This window comes from Oscillatoria sp. FACHB-1407, assembly GCF_014697545.1.
Lineage (GTDB): Bacteria > Cyanobacteriota > Cyanobacteriia > Elainellales > Elainellaceae > FACHB-1407.
Window position 1 is genome coordinate 223,616 of record NZ_JACJSA010000007.1, and the last position, 19,240, is coordinate 242,855.

A 19,240-nucleotide genomic window follows, 5' to 3' on the forward strand; every position below is an offset into this window, starting at 1 on the left:
CCACGAAGTTACGTTATTCATTTTATAGATGGTGACTAGTGATATGCAGGCTAATACGGTTTCGCTTTCTGCATGGCAACAATTAAAACGACAACAGATTAGTTGTGAACAGGCGATCGCTCTACTGGTAAATTCCCAAGGACGAGTGAATCTGGATTTACTCGATCGGGAGGTGAGTTGTCGATTTCTCAAACGATTTCCCGATAAAAGTGTGTTGCCACCTGTTGTTCCGCTCATCTTGTGGCAAAACTGCTATTACCTGGGTAGCCCTGTAACACTGTTGCCGGAGCAGATTCAGCAGTTGGGCGATCGCCTCTCAACGGCAATCGAAATCATTCCCATTAGTGACAAGAGTTATCGTCACTGGTGCCGAATTCAACAACTGGATGCCAATCAAATCAATGCAGCGGCACTCATCGATCCACTGACGGGAGAAATTGAGCAGGAAGACATCACGGAAATTGCAGAACTGCATCTATCTCAGACTGACAACCAGATTGAGCGGATCAAAACGCTAATCGCCAGTGCATTGCGAAACCGTGCTAGTGATATTCACCTCGCTCCATCCCCCAATGGGTTGCAGGTACGCTATCGCATCGACGGTATTTTGCGCCACGTTACCACACTGCCACCCGACATTAGCCGTAAGGTGATTGTCTCTCTTAAAGTGATGAGCGACATGGATATCGCAGAGAGTCGTCGTCCGCAAGATGGCAGGATTGGCGAACGTTACTTTGCGGAACAGGAGCAAGAACAGGGGTTAGATTTGCGGGTCAGTACGTTGCCTTGTGTCGGGGGTCGAAAGGGAGAACCCGCCGAAAAAGCAGTGCTGCGACTGTTGCGGCAACAAAACTCATTCACAACGATCGCTGACCTCGGTTTCTCAGAACGCACACGCCAGATCTATGAAGGATGGTTGCGAGAGCCGCAGGGAATGGTGATCTTCACAGGTCCCACCGGATCGGGCAAAACCAGCACGCTCTACACCAGTTTGCAGGCGATCGCCACGGAATCCGTCAACATTGTCACCGTAGAAGATCCGGTGGAATATGTGTTACCGGGGATTACTCAAACGCAGGTACATGAAGTCGCAGGCATGACCTTTGCGGCTGGATTGCGAGCCATTTTGCGGCAAGATCCCGACATCATCATGGTGGGGGAAATTCGCGATAACGAAACCGCAGAAACCGCTGTGCGAGCGGCACTCACCGGACATTTGGTGCTCACCACATTGCATACCAACGATGCGATCGGGGCAATTCCGCGTTTGAAAGATATTGGTCCCGATCCGGGATTAATCAGCGATGCATTATTGGGCATCGTGGCTCAACGTCTCGTGCGAAAAGTGTGTCCTCACTGTACGGAACCCTATTCCCCCACCTCTAGCGATCTCAAACTGTTGGGTATCAAGCTCGATGAGGCAAATCCAACAGCATGGCGCAAAGGCAAAGGTTGTCCACAATGTTTTCAGTCTGGGTATTTGGGACGAGAAGCCATCATCGAACTGCTCAATGTCGATGACACCGTGCGTCACATCATCTATGAGGGCACAATGACCCAGTTGCATCGCTACCTCCACGAAATTCAATTTGACTCTTTTCGCGTGGGGGCGATCGCCAAAGTGACGAGTGGCATTACTACTATCGAGGAGGTGCAACGGGTTCTACCTCACAGTTCGCTGGCGCGGAAATTGGGGAGTCCTGTGGGGGCAATTCGGTTGCCCAATGCCGTATGACCCCGTGTGCGACTTTCCCCAGATCCCCGGTTGCTGTGATGCAAATCAGACTACTTTGAGGATGCTGAACGAGCAACCGGGGATCTAAGCCTCTAAGTTGCACATCGCGTGTATGATGTTCAATCCAGTGATCCCGTACATTCAGGAGGGATAAATTCTAATATTTTGCGGAGAAGCCCAAAATTCTGCGGTAGAACAGAGGCAACACCGGATCTGAGTTGCTCCCAATGGATACTGACACGAAGAAGGATTTTTTTGTCAGCTACAATCGCCATGACAAAACCTGGGCAGAGTGGATTGCCTGGACTTTGGAGGAGGCAGGCTACAGCGTTGTGATTCAGGCGTGGGATTTTCGTCCGGGCGGTAACTTTGTCCTGGATATGCAACGAGCCACATCGCAAGCAGAACGCACGATCGCCGTATTATCCCAAAACTATCTCGATTCACAGTTTGTGCAACCAGAGTGGGCAACGGCATTTGCCCAAGACCCAACTGGCAAGAAGCGATCGCTCATTCCAATTCGGGTGGGTGAGTGTGTGCTAACGGGAATGCTATCGACGATCGTGTATGTGGATGTGGTCGGGGTTGAGGAGACAGCAGCCCAGGCTCTGGTGTTGCAAGCGGTGCAAGAGAGACGCACCAAGCCAGCGCAAAAGCCAAGCTTTCCAGGATATTCAGAGCCAACGATAGCGCGATCGAAGCCAATCTATCCACCACACATTGTTCAAAATCTGCCCTATGCCAGCCAAACCTTTGTGGGACGCGATGCCGAACTGGAGCAGATCCATGAGCAGTTGCACCAGCAACCCACGACAGTCGTTCTAGCCATTTCAGGAATGGGTGGCACAGGCAAAACAGAATTGGCGTTGCAATATGCTCGTCAGCAATGCCGTGAGGGGGCATATCCCGGTGGGGTGTGTTGGCTACGGGCACGAGAGGATGTGGGTGCTCAGATTATTAGCTTTGTGCGATCGCACTTTGAACTAATACCACCCGAAGACCTGGAGTTGCTGGAAAAGGTGCGCTGGTGTTGGCAACGGTGGCACGAGGGAGCCGCGTTGCTAATCTTTGATGATGTGCAGCAATACGACGATATTGTCCCCTTTTTGCCGCCGCAAGACTCACGCTTTAAGGTGTTGCTAACGACCCGATTAGACCTGGGAGCCGCTGTGCAGGAATTGCAATTGGATGTATTGTCGGAGAACGAGGCGATCGAGTTGTTGCGGGCGTTAGTGCCCCGGTCGCTCCAAGCGACCGGGGCACTGGAAAAGCCGCTTTGTGAATGGTTAGGCTATTTGCCATTGGGAGTCGAGTTAATCGGGCGATATTTAGCCCGCAAGCCGGATCTCTCCCTTGCAGACCTGTGGCAGCGGTTGCAGGATAAACGCCTAGACGCGATCGCCTTTAAAGAAGCGCAACCGGGAATGACCGCATCGTTGGGTGTGGCAGCGGCATTTGAGTTGAGTTGGCAGGCATTAGAAGAACCAGCACAGCACGTCGCTACCGTGTTGAGCTTATTTGCATTGGTGGAAATTCCCTGGACACTGGTGGAGCAATGCCTGCCAGACATGGACGAGGAGGAGTTAGAAGAGATCCGCGACGAGCAGCTTTTAGGAGCGCATCTGCTGAAGCGGGTAGACAAGGGGATGTATCGACTCCATCAACTCTTGCGAGAGTTTTTTGCATCGAAGCGATCGCAACGAGCAGACGATCTAACCTTGCAGCAGCAGTTTTATCAGGTGGTGATCACGGCAGCCGAGCGAGTCAAGGAAAAACCAGAGCGATCGCAAATCAAAGAATCAACCGTGGCGATCGCTCATCTGCAAGCCGCAATGGAACGTTTAGTCCAACCAGAGCAAGCGCTGGATGTAGCCACTTGTCTCAAGTGGATAGCAGAACTTTACTACGCGCAAGGACGGTATAGAGAAGCGGAACCGCTGTTAGTGCGATCGCTCGAACTTCGAGAACAGCGGTTGGGACAAGAACATCCCGATGTGGCTCAGAGCTTAAGCGTTTTGGGATGGTTGTATTACTCACAAGGGTATTTTGGGGAGGCAGAACCACTACATGTGCGAGCATTAAAAATTAGGCAACAGCATTTGGGCGACGACCATCCCGATGTGGCATTAAGCCTGAGTGGTTTAGCACAGTTGTACAGTTTCCAAGGACGGTATGGAGAAGCAGAACCACTACATGTGCGAGCATTGGAAATCAGGCAACAGCATTTGGGTGATAACCATCCCGATGTGGCATCAAGCTTGAACACTTTGGCACAGTTATATGAGGCACAAGGACGGTATGGAGAAGCAGAACCACTACATGTGCGATCACTGGAAATCTATCGACGGCAATTGGGCGACCAACATCCCGATGTGGCAACGGGTCTGAACACTTTGGCAAACTTGTATCGATCTCAAGGACGGTATGAGGAGGCAGAGCCGCTTTATCTGAGATCGCGGGAGATTTATCAACTACAATTGGGCCACAGCCATCCTTATGTGGGAATTAGCTTGAGCAATCTAGCAAAGCTTTATCGCTGGCAAGGGCGCTACAGCGAGGCGGAACCGCTTGTTCTACAATCGCTCTCTATTCTGCGAAAGCAGCTTTCCGCCGAACATCCCAGAGTAGCAGCAGTTCTGTATAATCTAGCACGCATATACGATTTGCAAGGACGCTACAGCGAGGCAGAATCCCTTTACCTTCAAGCACTGCCAATTTTTTCGATGAAGCTGGGACACAATCATCCCTCGACGCAGTCCGGCTCACAAATATTTCGATTGTTCTTGCAAAAGGTGATTCAAGATCGGCGCACGCATGAACTCTCGGATGACCCGATGACACAAGAGATGTTAAAACAGCTTCAAGCTACAACCGAAGATTAATTTTTGAGCTAATCAGAGAAAATCTGTTTAAATAGACTTGGGTGCTTTGATTTTAGAGCGGAGCTAAACAAAAGCCAGGGAAGAATGAAATAGGCAGTTCACCCAACATCAACAAGAGCATATGGATGACCTCACCGATTTTCTGCAAAAAACCATGTATTTGGGCGTTGGGTTAGCCGCTTATGCATTTGAGAAGATTGAGCATTTGGATGAAAGCCTGGCTGAATTGCATCGCCAAACCCAACGAACTGTAGAAGAGTTAATCGATAAGGGCGAACAGGTTGTTGCCCAAAACAACCAGACCAACTCTGCTTCAACAAATTGGCAGGTGAGGCCGCTTCATCGCAGGCTGCTAGAACTCGTCAATGGAAACGAGGAATTGGCTAATCGCCTGGTCGAACGAACCCGAATGAGTAACCCCGATCAAACCCTGATTTGGGTCTATGAGAAGGTGATCTACGATTTGGAACGCGATCGCACCTAATTTGAATTAAGCATTGGCTGAAAACGTGAGTCGATGGGTGCTGCCATCATCCTGGAAGCGTTGCTCTCCCACACCAACCATGGCGACAATAACCTCGCGATCGGGCGGAGTCCAACCTCCCTGCCGAGGTTCTACATCGACGTGGAGTTGTTGTTCTTCCTGAGTGACACGATATTGCGTGGTGGAGTACGCGCCAGAGCGATAGTCAAAGCTGCGACCATCATCCTCATAGAGCAACCATTCGCCATCACCGGGATATACCCACAGCGTCAACTCCGTTAGCGGTCGCTCATCTACATATTGCGTCACTGTCCGCATGGGAATGATAGCTCCTGCGCGAACGTACATCGGCATCCGTTCTAGAGGCGCGTGAGCCATGATGTAGTTGCCACCTTCAAAGCGTTCTCCCGTCCACCAGTCATACCAGGCTCCTTCTGGCAGATAGACCGCTCGACATTCCACTCCCGGACGATAGACGGGAGCCGCCATCAACAAGGGTCCGAGCATTACCTGATCGTGCAGGTTGTAGGTTTTGGGGTCATTGGGAAACTCGTAGACCAGCGGACGCAGGATCGGTGCGCCTGTGTTGGATGCCTGCCAAAACAGCGTGTAGAGGTAGGGCATCAAGCGATAGCGCAACTCGATGTACTCGCGGCAAATCGTTTCGACGCGATCGCCAAACACCCAGGGTTCATGCCGTGCAGTACTCAGAGCGGAGTGTCCTCGCATCAAGGGATAGAGCATACCCACTTGCATCCAACGGGCAAATAATTCAGCCGTTGCATTGCTGGCGAATCCGCCGATGTCACAGCCGACAAAGGCAACCCCCGACAACCCCATGTTGCAGAGCATCGGCAGCGACATCTCCAGGTGATCCCACAGCGAGTGGTTGTCACCCATCCACACGGACGACCAGCGTTGAATTCCCGCAAAGCCCGATCGCGTCAAGACAAACGATCGCTCATTACGCAGTCGTTCCAATCCCTCGGCACAGGCTTGCGCCATCCCCAAGCCATACAAGTTGTGAGCTTCAGCGTGGGTGGTGCGTTCGCCTTCCGGTCCTTGTGGTGCATCCAGCGGAAACGCAATTTTGTTGCCCTTATCGCCAAAGGGGCGATCGTCCAGCGCAGGCTCGTTCATGTCATTCCAGATGCCTGCCACGCCTGCTTCGGTTAAGCTCTTTTGCCAGTTGCCCCACCACTCGCGCACCTCAGGTCTGAGAAAATCGGGAAAAACCGCTTTTTCAGGCCAGACATAGCCGTGAAACAACTTACCATCGGCTTTGCGAACAAAGTAATCGCGCTCAAACCCCTGATCAAAGACTGGATAATCCGCTTCCGGTTCGTACTTCACCCCCGGATCGACAATCGTAACGGTTTTGAATCCCTGCTCTGCCAGATCGCCCAACAGTTTCGCTGGGTCAGGAAACCGCTTCGGACTCCAGGTAAAGACCCGATAGCCCCGCATGTAGTCGATGTCGAGGTGAATCACATCACAGGGAATGTGGCGATCGCGAAACTCTCGCGCCAACTCCCGTACTACATCCTCTGAGTCGTAACTCCAGCGGCACTGGTGATAGCCCAGCGACCACTTGGGCGGTAGTGGCATTCGTCCGGTGAGTTGCGTGTAGGTGTCTAGAATTTGGGCTGGCTCTGGACCGTAGATGATGTAGTAATCTAACTCGCTGCTCCGGGCTTCCATGCGCCAGACTCCCGGTTGCTCAGCACCCATATCGAACTGACTCCAGTGAGTGCTGTTGAGAAATAGCCCATAACCCAAGCCCGGACGCAACCCGATAAAAAAGGGAATGGCTTGATACATCTCGTCGGTGAGGGAGCCGTAGTCCAGCGCATCCACCGTCCAATTGGTCTTGCGCTCCGATCGCTTGTCGAGTAGTCCGGTGCGTTCGCCAAAGCCGTAAAAGTGCTCGTCGTCCTCGATCCGCTTCCAGCCCGCCACCGAACCCGATCGCCACCCCAAGCCCAGTTCGGCATCGCTAGCAAAGGGTTGCATCTGCGCGTCATAACAGGCAATGCGACAGGGATTGCGGTGAATCACTACCCGCATTTTGTCTGTTTGCAGGGCGATCGCCCCTTCACCCTCTTGCGTCTCAAAGGAGGCCGTCTCCCACTCGCTGTCATCTCGCGTCACCGCCCACGATCGCCGGGGCAAAAAGTCCCCATTGGGGACAAATCGCACCCGAACGAGGTTAGCCGCGAGGATGCTGACTCTCAACCGAGTCTCTCCGCAAATTAGCTCAACGCCGCGATCGCGTGGCTCAACTGAGGTGACAGCCGAAATTTCGTGCCAGGGAGCTTCGAGGGAATGCAGTGATCCAAAGAATTGAGGCATAGGGGGTTAAGGGGGGAGTAGGAAATGGGGAGTGGGGAGTAAGAGAGGGATGTGTGGGAGAGACGCGATTAATCCGTCTCTCCCACACATCCACCATCTACCCTTGCAACAACGATTCACCGCCATCAATCCAGATCTCAGTACCAGTAATGTGATTGGAGGCATCGGAGGCTAAAAATAAGACTAGCTGAGCGACCTGCTCCGAAGTACCTGACTCGCCATCCGTCAGGGGAATGCGTCCTTCGGGAAACTCCACTGGCTCCTTGACCTCCTCTAAGTTACGTTGCTGTGTGCTCTCGTTGATGTTTGTCTCGATCGCCCCAGGGCAAATCACATTTACTCGGATACGTTGTGAAGCTAGCTCCAACGCCACCATTTTAGTGAAGGCAACCTGTGCCGCTTTGGTGCAGGAATAAGCCGTTGCTCCGGTATTGCTAAAGATGCGCGTGCCATTTACCGAGGAGGTAATAATCACCGAGCCACCCTGTCGCTTGAGATAGGGCACCGCATACTTCACTGTAAGGAATGTACCCCGCAGGTTGGTATTGATCGTCTTGTCCCATTCCTCCGGAGCCAGTTCTTCGATTGGTGCCCAGACCCCGTTAATGCCTGCATTCGCAAACACAATGTCAAGGCGTCCCCATTTTTCGCCAATGGTTTGCATCGCTTGCTGCATTTGATCCGGTTGCGAGATGTCCGCGATCGCCGAGATTGCCTCTCCACCCATCTGCTGGATTTTGCTGATGGTTTCCTGGCTATCATCCGGGGTGCGATCGATCGCCCCTATCTTTGCTCCCTGTTGAGCTAACAGCAGGGCTGCTGCTCGACCAATCCCTGAACCCGCACCCGTAACCACCGCGACCTTTCCTGTCAGTTGCATGATGACTTTCCCTGCTGTTGTTGAACTGGACAGACTTACTTCACTCGGTGAGTTTCTTTGTTTTCTAAACCTTCTCTGGCGTGCTCCAGGCGCAATTCGCCCTGGGGTTCCGATCGCTTCCAGAAAGGAGTCTGTTTGCCAACGGGACCCTTTGCTGGTGTGACACCACCATCGGCTAGCCACAATGCCCCCGTCACATAGCTGGCTTCATCGGAAGCAAGAAAAGCGTAAACGTTAGCAATTTCTTCAGGGGTGCCGCGTCGTGCCATCGGTGTTGCCTGAATCAACATCTGTTCCATTTGCTGATCCATCGGACCTGTCTCTTTGTGAGTCCAGGCTGTATCGATCGCCCCCGGACAGACGCAATTTGCCCGCACGCCATACTTCGCCTGTTCCACCGCCACACCCATCGTGAAGGAGTGCATCCAGCCTTTCGTGCCACCGTAGGGCGCGTTTTGAGCCAATCCGTTAAATCCGGCTTCCGATCCGGCATTGACGATATTGCCGTTGACCTCTTGCAAGTAAGGCAGGGCAAACTTGGTCATCAGAAATGCCGATCGCAGATTCATGCGGAGGGTGCGATCGAAATCTTCAATGGGGTAATCCTCCACCAGCGCATTAGTGAGAAATACGCCAGCATTGTTGACCAGAATGTCGAGTTGCCCGTAAGTATCGATCGCTTGCTGCACACAGCCTTTGGCATACACTTCCTCAGACACATCTCCGGCATAGGCGATCGCCACACCACCATACTCTCGAATCGAGTGAGCGACATCCTCAATTGGGTCATCTGGTAAGCCATTCACGACGACTTTTGCGCCTTCTTTGGCAAACTTATGGGCGATCGCTTCACCAATGCCCGTGCCTGCGCCCGTGACGATCGCCACTTTGTCTTCCAATCGTCTGGTCATTGTCAGCCTCTTCTAGAATTGCAATTCTGTGTGGTTCCATCACGTTCCATCTCAAAGGGTTGTCGAGAAAGGGCGATCGTACCTCTGTCCACAGTCGAGTTATAGGGTTCTGTCTTCAGCAGGTTTAATCAGACGGGTCAGCGTTGTTAGCGTTCTAACGACGTTTTTTATGAATTGTTATGACATATACAACTTCAAATTCGGCTAGTGAAATGGTCCAGGCTTTTCGTAAGCTAGACGTTGACCAGCAGTTAGCTCTGTTCTGGTTTGTTTATAAGGAAATGGGTAAGTCAGTAACTCCGGCGGCTCCCAACGCCAGCACCGTCTCACCTGAAATTGCCCAAGGACTATTCAATCAAGTGGCTGAACTCTCACACGATGAGCAACTGCAATTGCAACGCGATCTGGCGAGCAACAAAAATACCTTCATCACTCGTGAATACGGCGCACTCAGCGACACCACCAAGCTGCTGTTCTGGTATTACCTGGCGCAGGGAATGGATCAAAACGTGATTGTGCCCTTTCCCTCTGACTACCAGATGACTGAAGAGGCAAATAACTTGTTTGGTCAGATTAAAGGGTTAGATTTCGGTGAACAAATCACCTTCTTCCGCAATATCGTTGCGCCGATGGGTGTTGATCCCAATGCCGTAGAGCACGATCCAGAGACGGGTCTGTAAGTAAGGGAATGGTGAGTAGGGAATGGGGAGTGAATAACCTCTTCACTCCTCTATTCCTTTACTCCTCTAACCCCTCCCCATCCTCCAATTGGAGGTATGCAGAGTTTTACAAAATGCGTCATGCTGAGATTGATTAAGGAAAATTGCTCATCTTGATGGAAAGCTTGCCCATCAGGGTGTTGATATCTGGGTAATGCAGAGCTGTTCTCCCCTGTGGGGCAATCGCCTCAGGTAAGATAAATCCCTCCTTCAGCAATCTCTCGTTTAGGTAGGTAAAACGTTGAGGATTTTTGCCACTCTCAGCTCGCCTGTGCGGCTTAATTTATTGGTGCTTTTTAGTGCAGGGCTACTGTTTTGGTCAGCTCTCGCTGCCATGTTGCCCACGCTGCCTCTGTATGTGGAAGAAACAGGGGCAAATAGCATCACTATTGGAATTGTTATGGGGTCATTTGCGATCGGGCTATTGTCGTCGCGATCGTGGTTAGCCTATCTGGCGGACTATCGCGGACGCAAGCTGGTGATGGTGATTGGTATGGTGGCAGTGGCGATCGCCCCTGTGCTCTATCTGCTCACAGAGTCCGTTCCCCTTTTGATTGGTATTCGTGCTTTTCATGGGTTGAGCATTGCCGCATTTGCGCTGGCCTACAGTGCCCTCGTCATAGATCTGTCACCGCCACAGCAGCGAGGTGAGTTGATTGGGTACATGAGTTTGGTCAACCCTGTGGGCATGGCTCTTGGTCCTGCTGTCGGCGGTTTTTTGCATGAATGGGCAGGGTATCTTCCGGCGTTTTTGGTTGCTTCAGGATTAGGGTTCCTGGGTTTAGTCTTTACCCTGCGAGTGCAAGAGCCGCGTCTGCCCGACCAGATGACCGTGACAGCAGTTGCAAAACCTCGACCTCACTTTTGGCGATTATTAGTTACATCCCCCATTCGTATTCCAGCAACGGTGTTGCTCCTAATTGGGCTGGCATTTGGCACCCTCAGCACTTTTGTGCCGCTATTTGTTCAAGAGGCAGGGGTGGCGTTAAACGTGGGCTTGTTTTACACGGCAGCAGCGATCGCCAGTTTTGCGATTCGGCTATTGGTTGGGCGTGCCTCTGACCAGCGAGGACGGGGTCTATTTATTACAGTGAGTTTGATTCTCTATACCCTGTCAATGGCAGTGCTATGGATAGCGACCAGTGCCCCTGCCTTTTTGCTAGCCGCTATTTTTGAGGGGGCAGGTGCAGGCATTTTAATTCCCATGATGGCAGCCCTGATGGCAGACCGATCGCACCCCAACGAACGCGGGCGCAACTTTAGCCTCTGCATGGCAGGGTTTGACCTGGGGATTGCCATTGCTGGCCCCATTTTTGGGGCGATCGCCATTCAGACAGGCTATCGAACCACCTTTGGGCTCTGCGCCGGACTCGCCTTTCTGGGGTTGTTAGTGTTTCTCACCCTGTCGAGCAAAGACCTGCCCCACTCGCTACGATTTGCTTTGGGTCGGGGGCGTGACATCTATGCCGTTGAGAGGTTAGGGTTCAACTCCTAAAACCTCTATCCTGCACGAGCGAAGCATTTGACCCTACTTTTGTTGGCTGACATTCACACTCTGCCGTGAATGCTTTACCCTCGCGTGAAAAAATTAAAAAAGGGATGCAGCATTGCATCCCCTTTCTTGTACGGGCTAGGAGGGATTCGAACCCCCGACACCGTGGTCCGTAGCCACGTGCTCTAGTCCACTGAGCTACAAGCCCCTGACAAGATTTCCATCTTAGCATACCCAAACGCATGACGCAAAACTTTTCTAACTCAATTTCCAATTCCGACGAATCCAACGAAACTACCCTGACTCACCTCAATGCCGCTGGCGAGGCAAACATGGTAGACGTATCCCCCAAAACGCCCACCGTACGTCATGCCGTTGCCGCTGGTCGAGTTCGTATGTTGCCTGAAACGTTGGCGACTATTCAGGCAGGCAACGCCCCTAAGGGAGACGTATTGGCAACAGCCCGATTGGCAGGCATCATGGCAGCCAAACAAACCTCGCAACTGATTCCCCTGTGTCACCCCCTGCCCCTGCAAAAAATCAAAGTTCACATTGACCCCGACCCCCAACTACCGGGCTATCAGATTCGAGCAGAGGTCAAAACCAAAGCCGAAACAGGGGTTGAGATGGAGGCACTCACCGCCGTAGCGATCGCCGCTCTCACGCTCTACGACATGGCAAAAGCCCTGGAGAAATCCATTCAGATTGAAAACATTCATCTGGTGAGCAAAACGGGGGGCAAGTCGGGGGATTATCAGAGGGATGAAGGATGAAGGATGAAGGATGAAGGATAAGAGAGAAGAAGGAAAATGGGCGTTGCTGAATGCTGAATAAGGATATGAGATCGCGAGCAAGATGCTCGCACTCCCTTGCGATAATCCCGATAGCAGGGTGGTTTCATACAGGTGAAGAATTTTGCTTCGCCCCCCTAGCCCCCAAAGTTGGGGATTTAGGGGGCAGATTAAGGGAATTAACCTCCAATTCACTTTTCTTTGTGTATATGAAGCCACCCTGCTTGTAATGATCCCGATAGGGTGAGCGTCTCGCTCACGTTGGCAATTTACGTATCATTTGTCATTTCAGCAACGCCGAAAAATGCAGGGTGGAGGGCAGAGGGACAATTTCCTGAACCTAATAGGGGTGGAAGGCAGAACGCCCTTATAGCTAACGTTCTTCCCTTAGATGATGGTTAAATGTCTGTCACTTCAAGTACAAGGTTAGTGTGGGTTGTTCGCATCAATCTGGTTAACCTCATGGCAGATCGACGGATGGGTTAAGCAATCCTGAGTGAAAATGCTGTACTCGGAAGTTGCGGTTCTACAATTGGAATACAGAGCTTTTCTGTAAAGTGGTGTTTCTCAGGTTGTGTTATGCCTCCAAGATGGTCCCGTAAGCCCGATCGCAAAGACCCTGACTATCGTCGTTTGGACGATCGCATGACCTTTGCAACCCATGTCGCCATTTTTGCGGCGTCTAATTCGGGGTTGTGGTTTGTCAAGACGCTACAACTCTATGGTTGGAGTTGGGCAACGTGGTTCACAGGAGCGTGGGCGATCGCTTTGTTGCTGCACGGGGTCTATATCTTTGCGATCGCCGACTATTCCGGTTCTACTAACCCATCCAATCCCACTAAATCCTGATCCAGGCAACAGACCTGCCTTGTGATGAATGTGTTTAGTGAATTGTTGTTTCACAGGGAAACGTCCTATGGCATTCGGTACTACAGAAAGCATTGAAAAGTTGGCAGCTGAAATCGGTGAAAACGTTTACATCGATATCGCCAAGTGGCATCTCTATCTGCGTGATGCTCACCTCCATACCCTCTTAGCCGAACGCTTTCTGCCGATTCTGCAATCGGGTCAACTACAAGAAAGCAAAGTGGCTGAAGTGTTGCAAAACATCTCTGTCAAAGTGGGTGGCGGCAAGCGTGATATCCCCCTCGCTGACCTCCTGCCGATGCAATCTCAGGTTCATTTGATGGATGTGCTGGAGGAGTATCAACGAGAGCTATAACAAGGATGAGGGACTCACACTCTTGGGAGATTGTTAGAAAATAAAATACCTGCAAGGACAGGTTTAGCAACAGAACTATCGGTTTACACCGGACACTTTGGCAAGACCTGTCCCAAGTAAGGGTCAATCTTTTCTTGAATAGTGGTCTAGATATAGGGATCGATGGGGTGAAACAACCCGTCCAAACTCACACCGATTAAAGCTGTGACGGGTACATTCAGTATTGCGACATTAGATATCGCTGTTTGTCCTCAGTCGTCTTACTATGTTTGACGATATTCGTGCTGTTGCATGTTGGACAATGTATGGGTTCGAGTACCAGCACTGCAAGGAAGGAGTGAACAGATTCAGGTTGTTCTATGCATTCTGATCCTCATCCCTATGTCTGGAATACCACCATTTGTGCGGAGCCTGCTGTGTGAGTCTTAGAGATCTTGCTCTGCGGAATCAGTATCGGAGCGATCGCCATAATCTGCTCCAGGATTTTTATATTCCTTGCTTGAGTCGGGCAGTAACCTACGATCGCGCTGTTGGTTTCTTTTCAAGCACCTCTTTAGCCTTGGCCGCTCAGGGATTGTCCTATTTCATCCAGTCAAACGGACGGATGAGGTTGGTTGCTTCACCTCACCTCTCTACGGAGGACATTGCAGCAATCGAGAAGGGGCTGAAACAGCGGGATGAGGCGATCGCAGAAAGTATCATCCATGAGTTGGAGCAAGAGTTTGAGCAGATTGTGGGAGACCACCTTGCTTGCCTGGCTTGGTTACTGAGCAACGGTTTCTTAGAGATTAAGTTGGCAGTCTATCGTGACCTCCATCATCAAGGTATCTATCACGAAAAACTGGGAGTCTTCACCGATTCAGAAGCAAATCAGGTTGTTTTCTCTGGCTCTGCCAATGAGAGTGCTAGCGCATTGAGGAATAACTTTGAATGCATTGATGTATTTCGATCCTGGCGGTCTGGAGACGATGAGCGGATCGGTGAGAAGTTAAAAGATTTTCAGCGACTCTGGGATAACCAGACTCCTAATTTGGAGGTGATGGAGTTTCCGGAGGCAGCGCGGAGGTCATTGTTGAAGCGTTGTCCGAGTGAAGCCCCAATGGAAGAAGTAGGGAGTCAAGAAGTCAAGGAGTCGAGGGAGCCAGGAGCAAAAGAATCGAACAAAAAATATTCCCTTGATCCCCTTGATTCCCTGATTCCCTTGATTCCCTCGAATCCCTCTAAAGTCCCTACCCTTCCATCCTGGCTCACGATTCGTCCTTATCAGAGGCAGGCGATCGCCAACTGGTTTGCCAATAAGGGCAGAGGCACCCTGAAAATGGCGACAGGTAGTGGCAAAACGATTACGGCTCTATCCTTAACCACAGAACTCTACAACAAGATTGGTCTTCAAGTTCTACTGGTGATTTGTCCCTATCGGCATCTGGTGAGTCAATGGGCAAGGGAGTGCCAGAAGTTTGGACTGGAGCCAATTTTAGCATTTGAGAATGTTCGTACCTGGCAGAGTAAGCTTTCCACTCAGCTTTATAACGTTCGCTCTGGCAGTCAGCCTTTTTTGACGATTATCACAACTAATGCAACCTTGATGAGTCAGGGCTTACAGTCGCAGTTACCCTATCTACCAGAAAAGACCCTGATTGTCGGGGATGAGGCGCATAACCTGGGAGCGAGACGGCTAGAGGCAAGTTTGCCACGGAATGTAGGGTTACGCTTAGCCCTGTCTGCTACTCCCGAACGGTATTTTGACGATCGCGGTACACAGTCCCTCTTTGACTACTTTGGTCCCGTATTGGAACCAGAATTTACGCTCAGGGATGCGATTGAGCAAGGTGCATTAGTTCGTTACCTGTACTATCCCCTGTTCGTGGAATTGACAGAGGAGGAAGCGAACGCTTACTCGGAACTCAGTACCAAAATTGGGCGAGCACTGGCGATCGCAGATAATGATGAGGACGATTCAGCCGTGGCAACCCTGTCAATGCAACGCGCCCGTTTGCTCAGTACGGCTACCAATAAACTCACCGTTTTACGAGAGTTGATGAAATCTCGCCTGCAAACCAGCCATACTCTGTTCTACTGCGGAGACGGGTCTGTCGAAAACGAGGTCAGCCAAGAAAGTCAGACCCAAGTTGAAGTCGTTGCTCGCATTCTCGGCAAGGAGTTAGGCTATCGTGTCAACATCTACACCGCCGATACTTCTCTAGATGAACGGGAGGCGTTACGTCAACAATTTGAATCGGGAGAACTCCAAGGGTTGGTTGCGATTCGTTGTCTCGATGAAGGCGTCGATATTCCTAATGTAGAAACGGCTGTCATTCTGGCGAGCAGCAGCAATCCACGACAGTTTATTCAACGACGAGGACGGATTTTACGTCGCTATCCCAATAAGCAACGCGCCACCCTGTTTGACATGATCGTGTTGCCCCCTGCCCTGGATCGAAAAACGCTAACCGTTGAGCGAAATCTGTTGCGTCGAGAATTGCGACGAGTGATCGAATTTGCTGATTTGGCAGACAACTCCGGTGAAGCCAGAGCCAAACTTTTGGGGCTTCAGCAGCAGTATGACTTGTTAGATATGTGAATGGTTGGGGAACTTAGGGAAATAGAAACAATTAAGGACATCAAGGGAATCACGGGGTGGGAAGGAAATGAGAGGAGTTGCTGCAAAGAGTTTTCAGGATTTGCTAGTTTGGCAAAAGGCGCATCAGTTTGTTTTAGGTGCTTACCGATTCAGTCATGATTTTCCAAAAACTGAAGTTTATGGACTAACTTCTCAATTTAGAAGAGCAGCCGTTTCTGTTGTCGCTAATATTGCAGAAGGTTTTAGATAAAAGGCGCGGGCAGACCGAGCAAGATTTATCAATATTGCTCAGGGTTCTCTGAAAGAATGTCGATATTACTTGATTCTGGCGAAAGAATAGTGATAGTACAAAGTTAATTGCTCAACTAGAAGAGGTTAGCAGGTTCCTGACTGCTGACTACACAATGCAAGGATTACCAACAAAATCACCCTCATCCCCTGAATCCCCCACACCCTGACGCTCTCTCTCCAATGCCCAAACCCTCTACTTCCACCAATGATGTTCATAAGCCGATTTCTACTGCCTCCAGGGAGGTACAGCAGATTATTCAACGAGTGCTAGAAATTGAGAAGGAGCGGTTGGATAAGAATGAGCGCAGCCCGGTCAATGATGAAATCTTGAAAATCATCAAGGAAGTTGTGCAATGAAACTTCTTGCACTCAAATTTTGCAATTTTCGATCGTTTTACGGCGAACAGAGTCTCACCTTTGCCAAGTCGGATGAGCGCAACATTACGGTGATTCATGGCAACAATGGTTCGGGGAAGACGGCTGTGCTGAATGCGTTTACCTGGGCACTCTACGAGAAATTTACAGCAGCCCTCGCGTCTCCGGAGCAATTGGTGAATCGGAGGGCACTGAGCGAAGCGAAAGTTGACAAGCCTGTTCCCTGTTGGGTTGAGGTGTCTTTTGAACATGATGGTAAGCAGTATCGAGTGAAACGAGAGTGTCGGGCTTACCGGAAGAAGGATGGCTCCGTCGAGCAGACGAAGAGCGAACTGATGATGCAATTCGTGGGGGATGATGGTCGTTGGACTTTCCTGCCGTCTTCTCAGATGCCAGAGGATGTGATTACTCGTATCTTGCCAAGGAGTCTGCACCAGTACTTCTTCTTTGATGGAGAGCGGATTGAGAATATTACCCGCACCGACAATCGCTCAGAAATTGCAGAAGCCACGAAGAAATTACTTGGCGTTGAAGTGTTGGATCGAGCGATCAAGCATTTGACAACGGCTCGTAAAACGCTAGAGGAGGAGTTGGAAGGAATTGGAGATGCAGAGACACAGAGCCTGTTAGCCCAAAAGCGCAAGCTAGAACAGGAGGCTGAGCAGTTACAGACTCGCCAGCTAGAGATCGATCAGGAGTTGGAACACCAGACTACCCGGCGACAACAGCTTCGGCAAAAGCAACTGGAGTTGACGGAGGTAGAGGGGTTGCAAACGCAACTCAATACTCTGGAGGAGCAAGAGCGGGAAATTCGGGAGAAAATTCAGCAGAGCAAGAAGACCCTTAAACGGGCAATTTCGAATCGAGGTTATAGTGTTTTTCTGCCAAAGGTCGCCGCAGAATTTCGGTCATTGATCCGGGAACGGGAGCAGCGCGGTGAATTGCCTGCGGATATTAAGCAGAAGTTTGTTCAGGATTTGCTCGATCGCCAAAAGTGCATTTGTGGAACAGAATTACATGAGGGAACGACCGCCTGCAATCTGGTCAAATCCTGGTTGGAGCGATCGGGGCTTTCAGAGGTAGAGGCAGCCACCTACCGGGTTGAAGCACGAGTCAACGAACTAGAGAACCAAATTGACGATTTTTGGCAGGAAGTGGATCGGGAGCAGGCAAGTATCAACCACAGCAAAGGGACTTTAGAGCGAATTCAAGACGACTTAGAAGACCTGCGAGATCAACTGCGCCATAGCCCCAGAGAAGATATCCGGGAACTTCAGAAACGACTCGATGAGGTGGATACAGCGATCGACCGTCTGACCACAGAAAAAGGAGTTAACCAGGAAAAGATTGCCAACCTGGAACTGCAAGCTGGACGATTAGGCAAGCAGTTGAAGGAAAGCCGCTCCAACGAGAAGCGACAAAAGCTAGCTGTAAAGCGGATCGAGGTGGCTCAAGAGGCGATCGATCGCCTGAAACAGGTGAAGGAAAACCGGGATGAGGTCTTTCGGCAGCAGTTGGAACAACAAATTGCAGATCTGTACGGACAAATATCGTTCAAGACATACTTACCCAGATTGAGCGATCGCTATGAACTGAGCCTGGTTGAAGTAGCAGGTAGACAGGATGTACTGGTTGGTGCCTCGACTGGGGAAAATCAAATCCTTAGTCTGTCATTTATTGGCAGTGTTATTGAGCGGGTGCGCCAGTGGAGTAAGGCAGGGCTAGTCATGGGACCCGATAGCAGCACCTTTCCTGTTGTGATGGACTCACCCTTTGGTAACTTGGATGAGCTTTACCGGAGACAAGTGGCAAGATTAATTCCACTGTTAGCGAATCAGTTGGTAGTAATGGTTTCTCAGACGCAGTGGCGAGGAGAAGTGGAGCAGGAAATGCAATCTCGGATTGGCAAGGAGTATGTGTTGACGTTTAATTCACCGAAGTCAGATTGTGAGGAAGCATCAATTAAGCGATATGGACAGGTTTATTCTCTGGTTAGGCAAAGCCCAAATGAGTTTGAATATACAGAGATTGTGGAAGTAAAAAATGGCTTTAGCTAGGGTTCAAATTTCAGAAGATAAAGCAGAATTGGTCAAAGCTCTGAGGGATGCAGAAGGCGGGACTGGACCTTTTCAAACATATGCTGACGTTTTAGCATTTGCAGGAATGCTAGGAGTTAGCAGAGCTAAAAGAGTGCCGTTAGGAAAATTCTCAAGAAAAGATCCTGATGCAGTTCCACAAGATCAATTTAGAAGTAATTTGGCAGTCATTAGCTTAGTTGCAGCAGTTTCAACTGAGGAACTGAGAATTTTACTCCCGAATGAAGAATGTGATGCAATGCGGATTCAAATCTTTCAGGAATATGTAAACGGAGGATTGGAAATCTTACAAGCCGAGTTACAAGGAATCGTAGATTATTCAGAGCAGATTTTATTACTACTCAATACAGAAAGAAACAAAGGCAAAACAGATATAGAAGAGTTTGATTTATCCCGATTTTTGTAAAGGGTATGAGTGACCAAGAGCTG

At 50.5% G+C, this 19,240-nt stretch carries 16 protein-coding genes, 1 tRNA gene and 1 pseudogene; 13 read left to right on the forward strand and 5 right to left on the reverse strand.

Going from position 1 to position 19,240, the window contains the following annotated elements; translation table 11 throughout:
* The first annotated feature begins 28 nt into the window (after window positions 1–28).
* The 3 genes from H6G89_RS13985 to H6G89_RS14000 all read left to right on the forward strand — a co-directional run bounded on the left by H6G89_RS13985 (window position 29) and on the right by H6G89_RS14000 (window position 5,101).
* Window positions 29–1,735 carry a GspE/PulE family protein gene (locus tag H6G89_RS13985; protein ID WP_242059939.1) on the forward strand — a complete coding sequence of 569 codons (1,707 nt, stop codon included), beginning with the start codon at window positions 29–31 and terminating at the stop codon, window positions 1,733–1,735.
* 227 nt (window positions 1,736–1,962) lie between these two features.
* Window positions 1,963–4,617, forward strand: coding sequence for a tetratricopeptide repeat protein (locus H6G89_RS13995; protein ID WP_190507206.1), 2,655 nt, complete (start codon window positions 1,963–1,965; stop codon window positions 4,615–4,617).
* Between the two features lie 121 nt (window positions 4,618–4,738).
* Entirely contained in the window at window positions 4,739–5,101 is a 363-nt protein-coding gene (locus tag H6G89_RS14000; RefSeq protein WP_190507207.1) for a hypothetical protein, read from the forward strand.
* Window positions 5,102–5,107: 6 nt separating this feature from the next.
* Here H6G89_RS14000 and H6G89_RS14005 read toward each other — a convergent pair whose 3' ends face one another.
* The 3 genes from H6G89_RS14005 to H6G89_RS14015 all read right to left on the reverse strand — a co-directional run bounded on the left by H6G89_RS14005 (window position 5,108) and on the right by H6G89_RS14015 (window position 9,244).
* On the reverse strand, window positions 5,108–7,453 hold the full coding sequence (locus tag H6G89_RS14005) for a glycoside hydrolase family 31 protein (RefSeq protein WP_190507208.1): 2,346 nt from the start codon (window positions 7,451–7,453) through the stop codon (window positions 5,108–5,110).
* Window positions 7,454–7,550: 97 nt separating this feature from the next.
* Window positions 7,551–8,333: an SDR family oxidoreductase gene (locus H6G89_RS14010; protein WP_190507209.1), complete on the reverse strand. Its 783-nt coding sequence runs from the start codon at window positions 8,331–8,333 to the stop codon at window positions 7,551–7,553.
* Window positions 8,334–8,368: 35 nt separating this feature from the next.
* Window positions 8,369–9,244 (reverse strand): SDR family NAD(P)-dependent oxidoreductase, encoded by an 876-nt coding sequence (locus tag H6G89_RS14015; protein WP_190507210.1) that lies wholly within the window; start codon window positions 9,242–9,244, stop codon window positions 8,369–8,371.
* A gap of 179 nt (window positions 9,245–9,423) precedes the next feature.
* On the opposite strand from H6G89_RS14015, the gene H6G89_RS14020 reads away from it, so the two are divergent.
* Window positions 9,424–9,924, forward strand: coding sequence for an orange carotenoid protein N-terminal domain-containing protein (locus H6G89_RS14020; RefSeq protein ID WP_190507211.1), 501 nt, complete (start codon window positions 9,424–9,426; stop codon window positions 9,922–9,924).
* Window positions 9,925–10,234: 310 nt separating this feature from the next.
* Window positions 10,235–11,458 (forward strand): MFS transporter, encoded by a 1,224-nt coding sequence (locus H6G89_RS14025; protein WP_309229870.1) that lies wholly within the window; start codon window positions 10,235–10,237, stop codon window positions 11,456–11,458.
* Window positions 11,459–11,589: 131 nt separating this feature from the next.
* Here H6G89_RS14025 and H6G89_RS14030 read toward each other — a convergent pair.
* Window positions 11,590–11,663: transfer RNA gene (locus H6G89_RS14030), tRNA-Arg, on the reverse strand.
* Window positions 11,664–11,697: 34 nt separating this feature from the next.
* Here H6G89_RS14030 and moaC point away from each other — a divergent pair.
* The 3 genes from moaC (at window position 11,698) to H6G89_RS14045 (ending at window position 13,468) form a co-directional block, all read left to right on the forward strand.
* On the forward strand, window positions 11,698–12,228 hold the full coding sequence (gene moaC, locus H6G89_RS14035) for a cyclic pyranopterin monophosphate synthase MoaC (protein ID WP_190507214.1): 531 nt from the start codon (window positions 11,698–11,700) through the stop codon (window positions 12,226–12,228).
* A gap of 597 nt (window positions 12,229–12,825) precedes the next feature.
* Window positions 12,826–13,095, forward strand: coding sequence for a 2TM domain-containing protein (locus H6G89_RS14040; protein ID WP_190507216.1), 270 nt, complete (start codon window positions 12,826–12,828; stop codon window positions 13,093–13,095).
* A 67-nt stretch (window positions 13,096–13,162) separates the two neighbouring features.
* Window positions 13,163–13,468 (forward strand): DUF3181 family protein, encoded by a 306-nt coding sequence (locus H6G89_RS14045; protein WP_190507218.1) that lies wholly within the window; start codon window positions 13,163–13,165, stop codon window positions 13,466–13,468.
* Window positions 13,469–13,685: 217 nt separating this feature from the next.
* Here H6G89_RS14045 and H6G89_RS36400 read toward each other — a convergent pair whose 3' ends face one another.
* Complete coding sequence (locus tag H6G89_RS36400; protein WP_190507220.1) at window positions 13,686–13,793, reverse strand: IS1/IS1595 family N-terminal zinc-binding domain-containing protein; 108 nt, start codon at window positions 13,791–13,793, stop codon at window positions 13,686–13,688.
* Window positions 13,794–14,672: 879 nt separating this feature from the next.
* On the opposite strand from H6G89_RS36400, the gene H6G89_RS35015 reads away from it, so the two are divergent.
* From H6G89_RS35015 to H6G89_RS14075, 5 genes and pseudogenes are all read left to right on the forward strand, one after another.
* Entirely contained in the window at window positions 14,673–16,049 is a 1,377-nt protein-coding gene (locus H6G89_RS35015; protein ID WP_441339449.1) for a DNA phosphorothioation system restriction enzyme, read from the forward strand.
* A 67-nt stretch (window positions 16,050–16,116) separates the two neighbouring features.
* A pseudogene (locus tag H6G89_RS14060) lies at window positions 16,117–16,389 on the forward strand (four helix bundle protein).
* A gap of 131 nt (window positions 16,390–16,520) precedes the next feature.
* Window positions 16,521–16,697, forward strand: a complete 177-nt coding sequence (locus H6G89_RS14065; protein ID WP_190507222.1) for a hypothetical protein — start codon at window positions 16,521–16,523, stop codon at window positions 16,695–16,697.
* A complete protein-coding gene (locus H6G89_RS14070) occupies window positions 16,694–18,772 on the forward strand; it encodes an AAA family ATPase (RefSeq protein ID WP_190507224.1) in 2,079 nt (692 codons plus the stop codon). The genes H6G89_RS14065 and H6G89_RS14070 overlap by 4 nt, the downstream gene beginning before the upstream one ends.
* Complete coding sequence (locus H6G89_RS14075; protein WP_190507226.1) at window positions 18,759–19,217, forward strand: DNA phosphorothioation-associated protein 4; 459 nt, start codon at window positions 18,759–18,761, stop codon at window positions 19,215–19,217. The genes H6G89_RS14070 and H6G89_RS14075 overlap by 14 nt, the downstream gene beginning before the upstream one ends.
* Window positions 19,218–19,240 lie beyond the last annotated feature (23 nt).

Bases quoted from the DNA above. Each gene is read 5' to 3' on its own strand.
- H6G89_RS13985 (WP_242059939.1), top strand. From the start codon at position 29: ATGGTGACTAGTGATATGCAGGCTAATACGGTTTCGCTTTCTGCATGG.
- H6G89_RS14045 (WP_190507218.1), top strand. From the start codon at position 13,163: ATGGCATTCGGTACTACAGAAAGCATTGAAAAGTTGGCAGCTGAAATC.
- H6G89_RS14005 (WP_190507208.1), bottom strand. From the start codon at position 7,453: ATGCCTCAATTCTTTGGATCACTGCATTCCCTCGAAGCTCCCTGGCAC.
- H6G89_RS14020 (WP_190507211.1), top strand. From the start codon at position 9,424: ATGACATATACAACTTCAAATTCGGCTAGTGAAATGGTCCAGGCTTTT.
- H6G89_RS13995 (WP_190507206.1), top strand. From the start codon at position 1,963: ATGGATACTGACACGAAGAAGGATTTTTTTGTCAGCTACAATCGCCAT.
- H6G89_RS14065 (WP_190507222.1), top strand. From the start codon at position 16,521: ATGCCCAAACCCTCTACTTCCACCAATGATGTTCATAAGCCGATTTCT.
- H6G89_RS14000 (WP_190507207.1), top strand. From the start codon at position 4,739: ATGGATGACCTCACCGATTTTCTGCAAAAAACCATGTATTTGGGCGTT.
- H6G89_RS14010 (WP_190507209.1), bottom strand. From the start codon at position 8,333: ATGCAACTGACAGGAAAGGTCGCGGTGGTTACGGGTGCGGGTTCAGGG.
- H6G89_RS14015 (WP_190507210.1), bottom strand. From the start codon at position 9,244: ATGACCAGACGATTGGAAGACAAAGTGGCGATCGTCACGGGCGCAGGC.
- H6G89_RS14075 (WP_190507226.1), top strand. From the start codon at position 18,759: ATGGCTTTAGCTAGGGTTCAAATTTCAGAAGATAAAGCAGAATTGGTC.
- moaC (WP_190507214.1), top strand. From the start codon at position 11,698: ATGACGCAAAACTTTTCTAACTCAATTTCCAATTCCGACGAATCCAAC.
- H6G89_RS14070 (WP_190507224.1), top strand. From the start codon at position 16,694: ATGAAACTTCTTGCACTCAAATTTTGCAATTTTCGATCGTTTTACGGC.
- H6G89_RS14040 (WP_190507216.1), top strand. From the start codon at position 12,826: ATGCCTCCAAGATGGTCCCGTAAGCCCGATCGCAAAGACCCTGACTAT.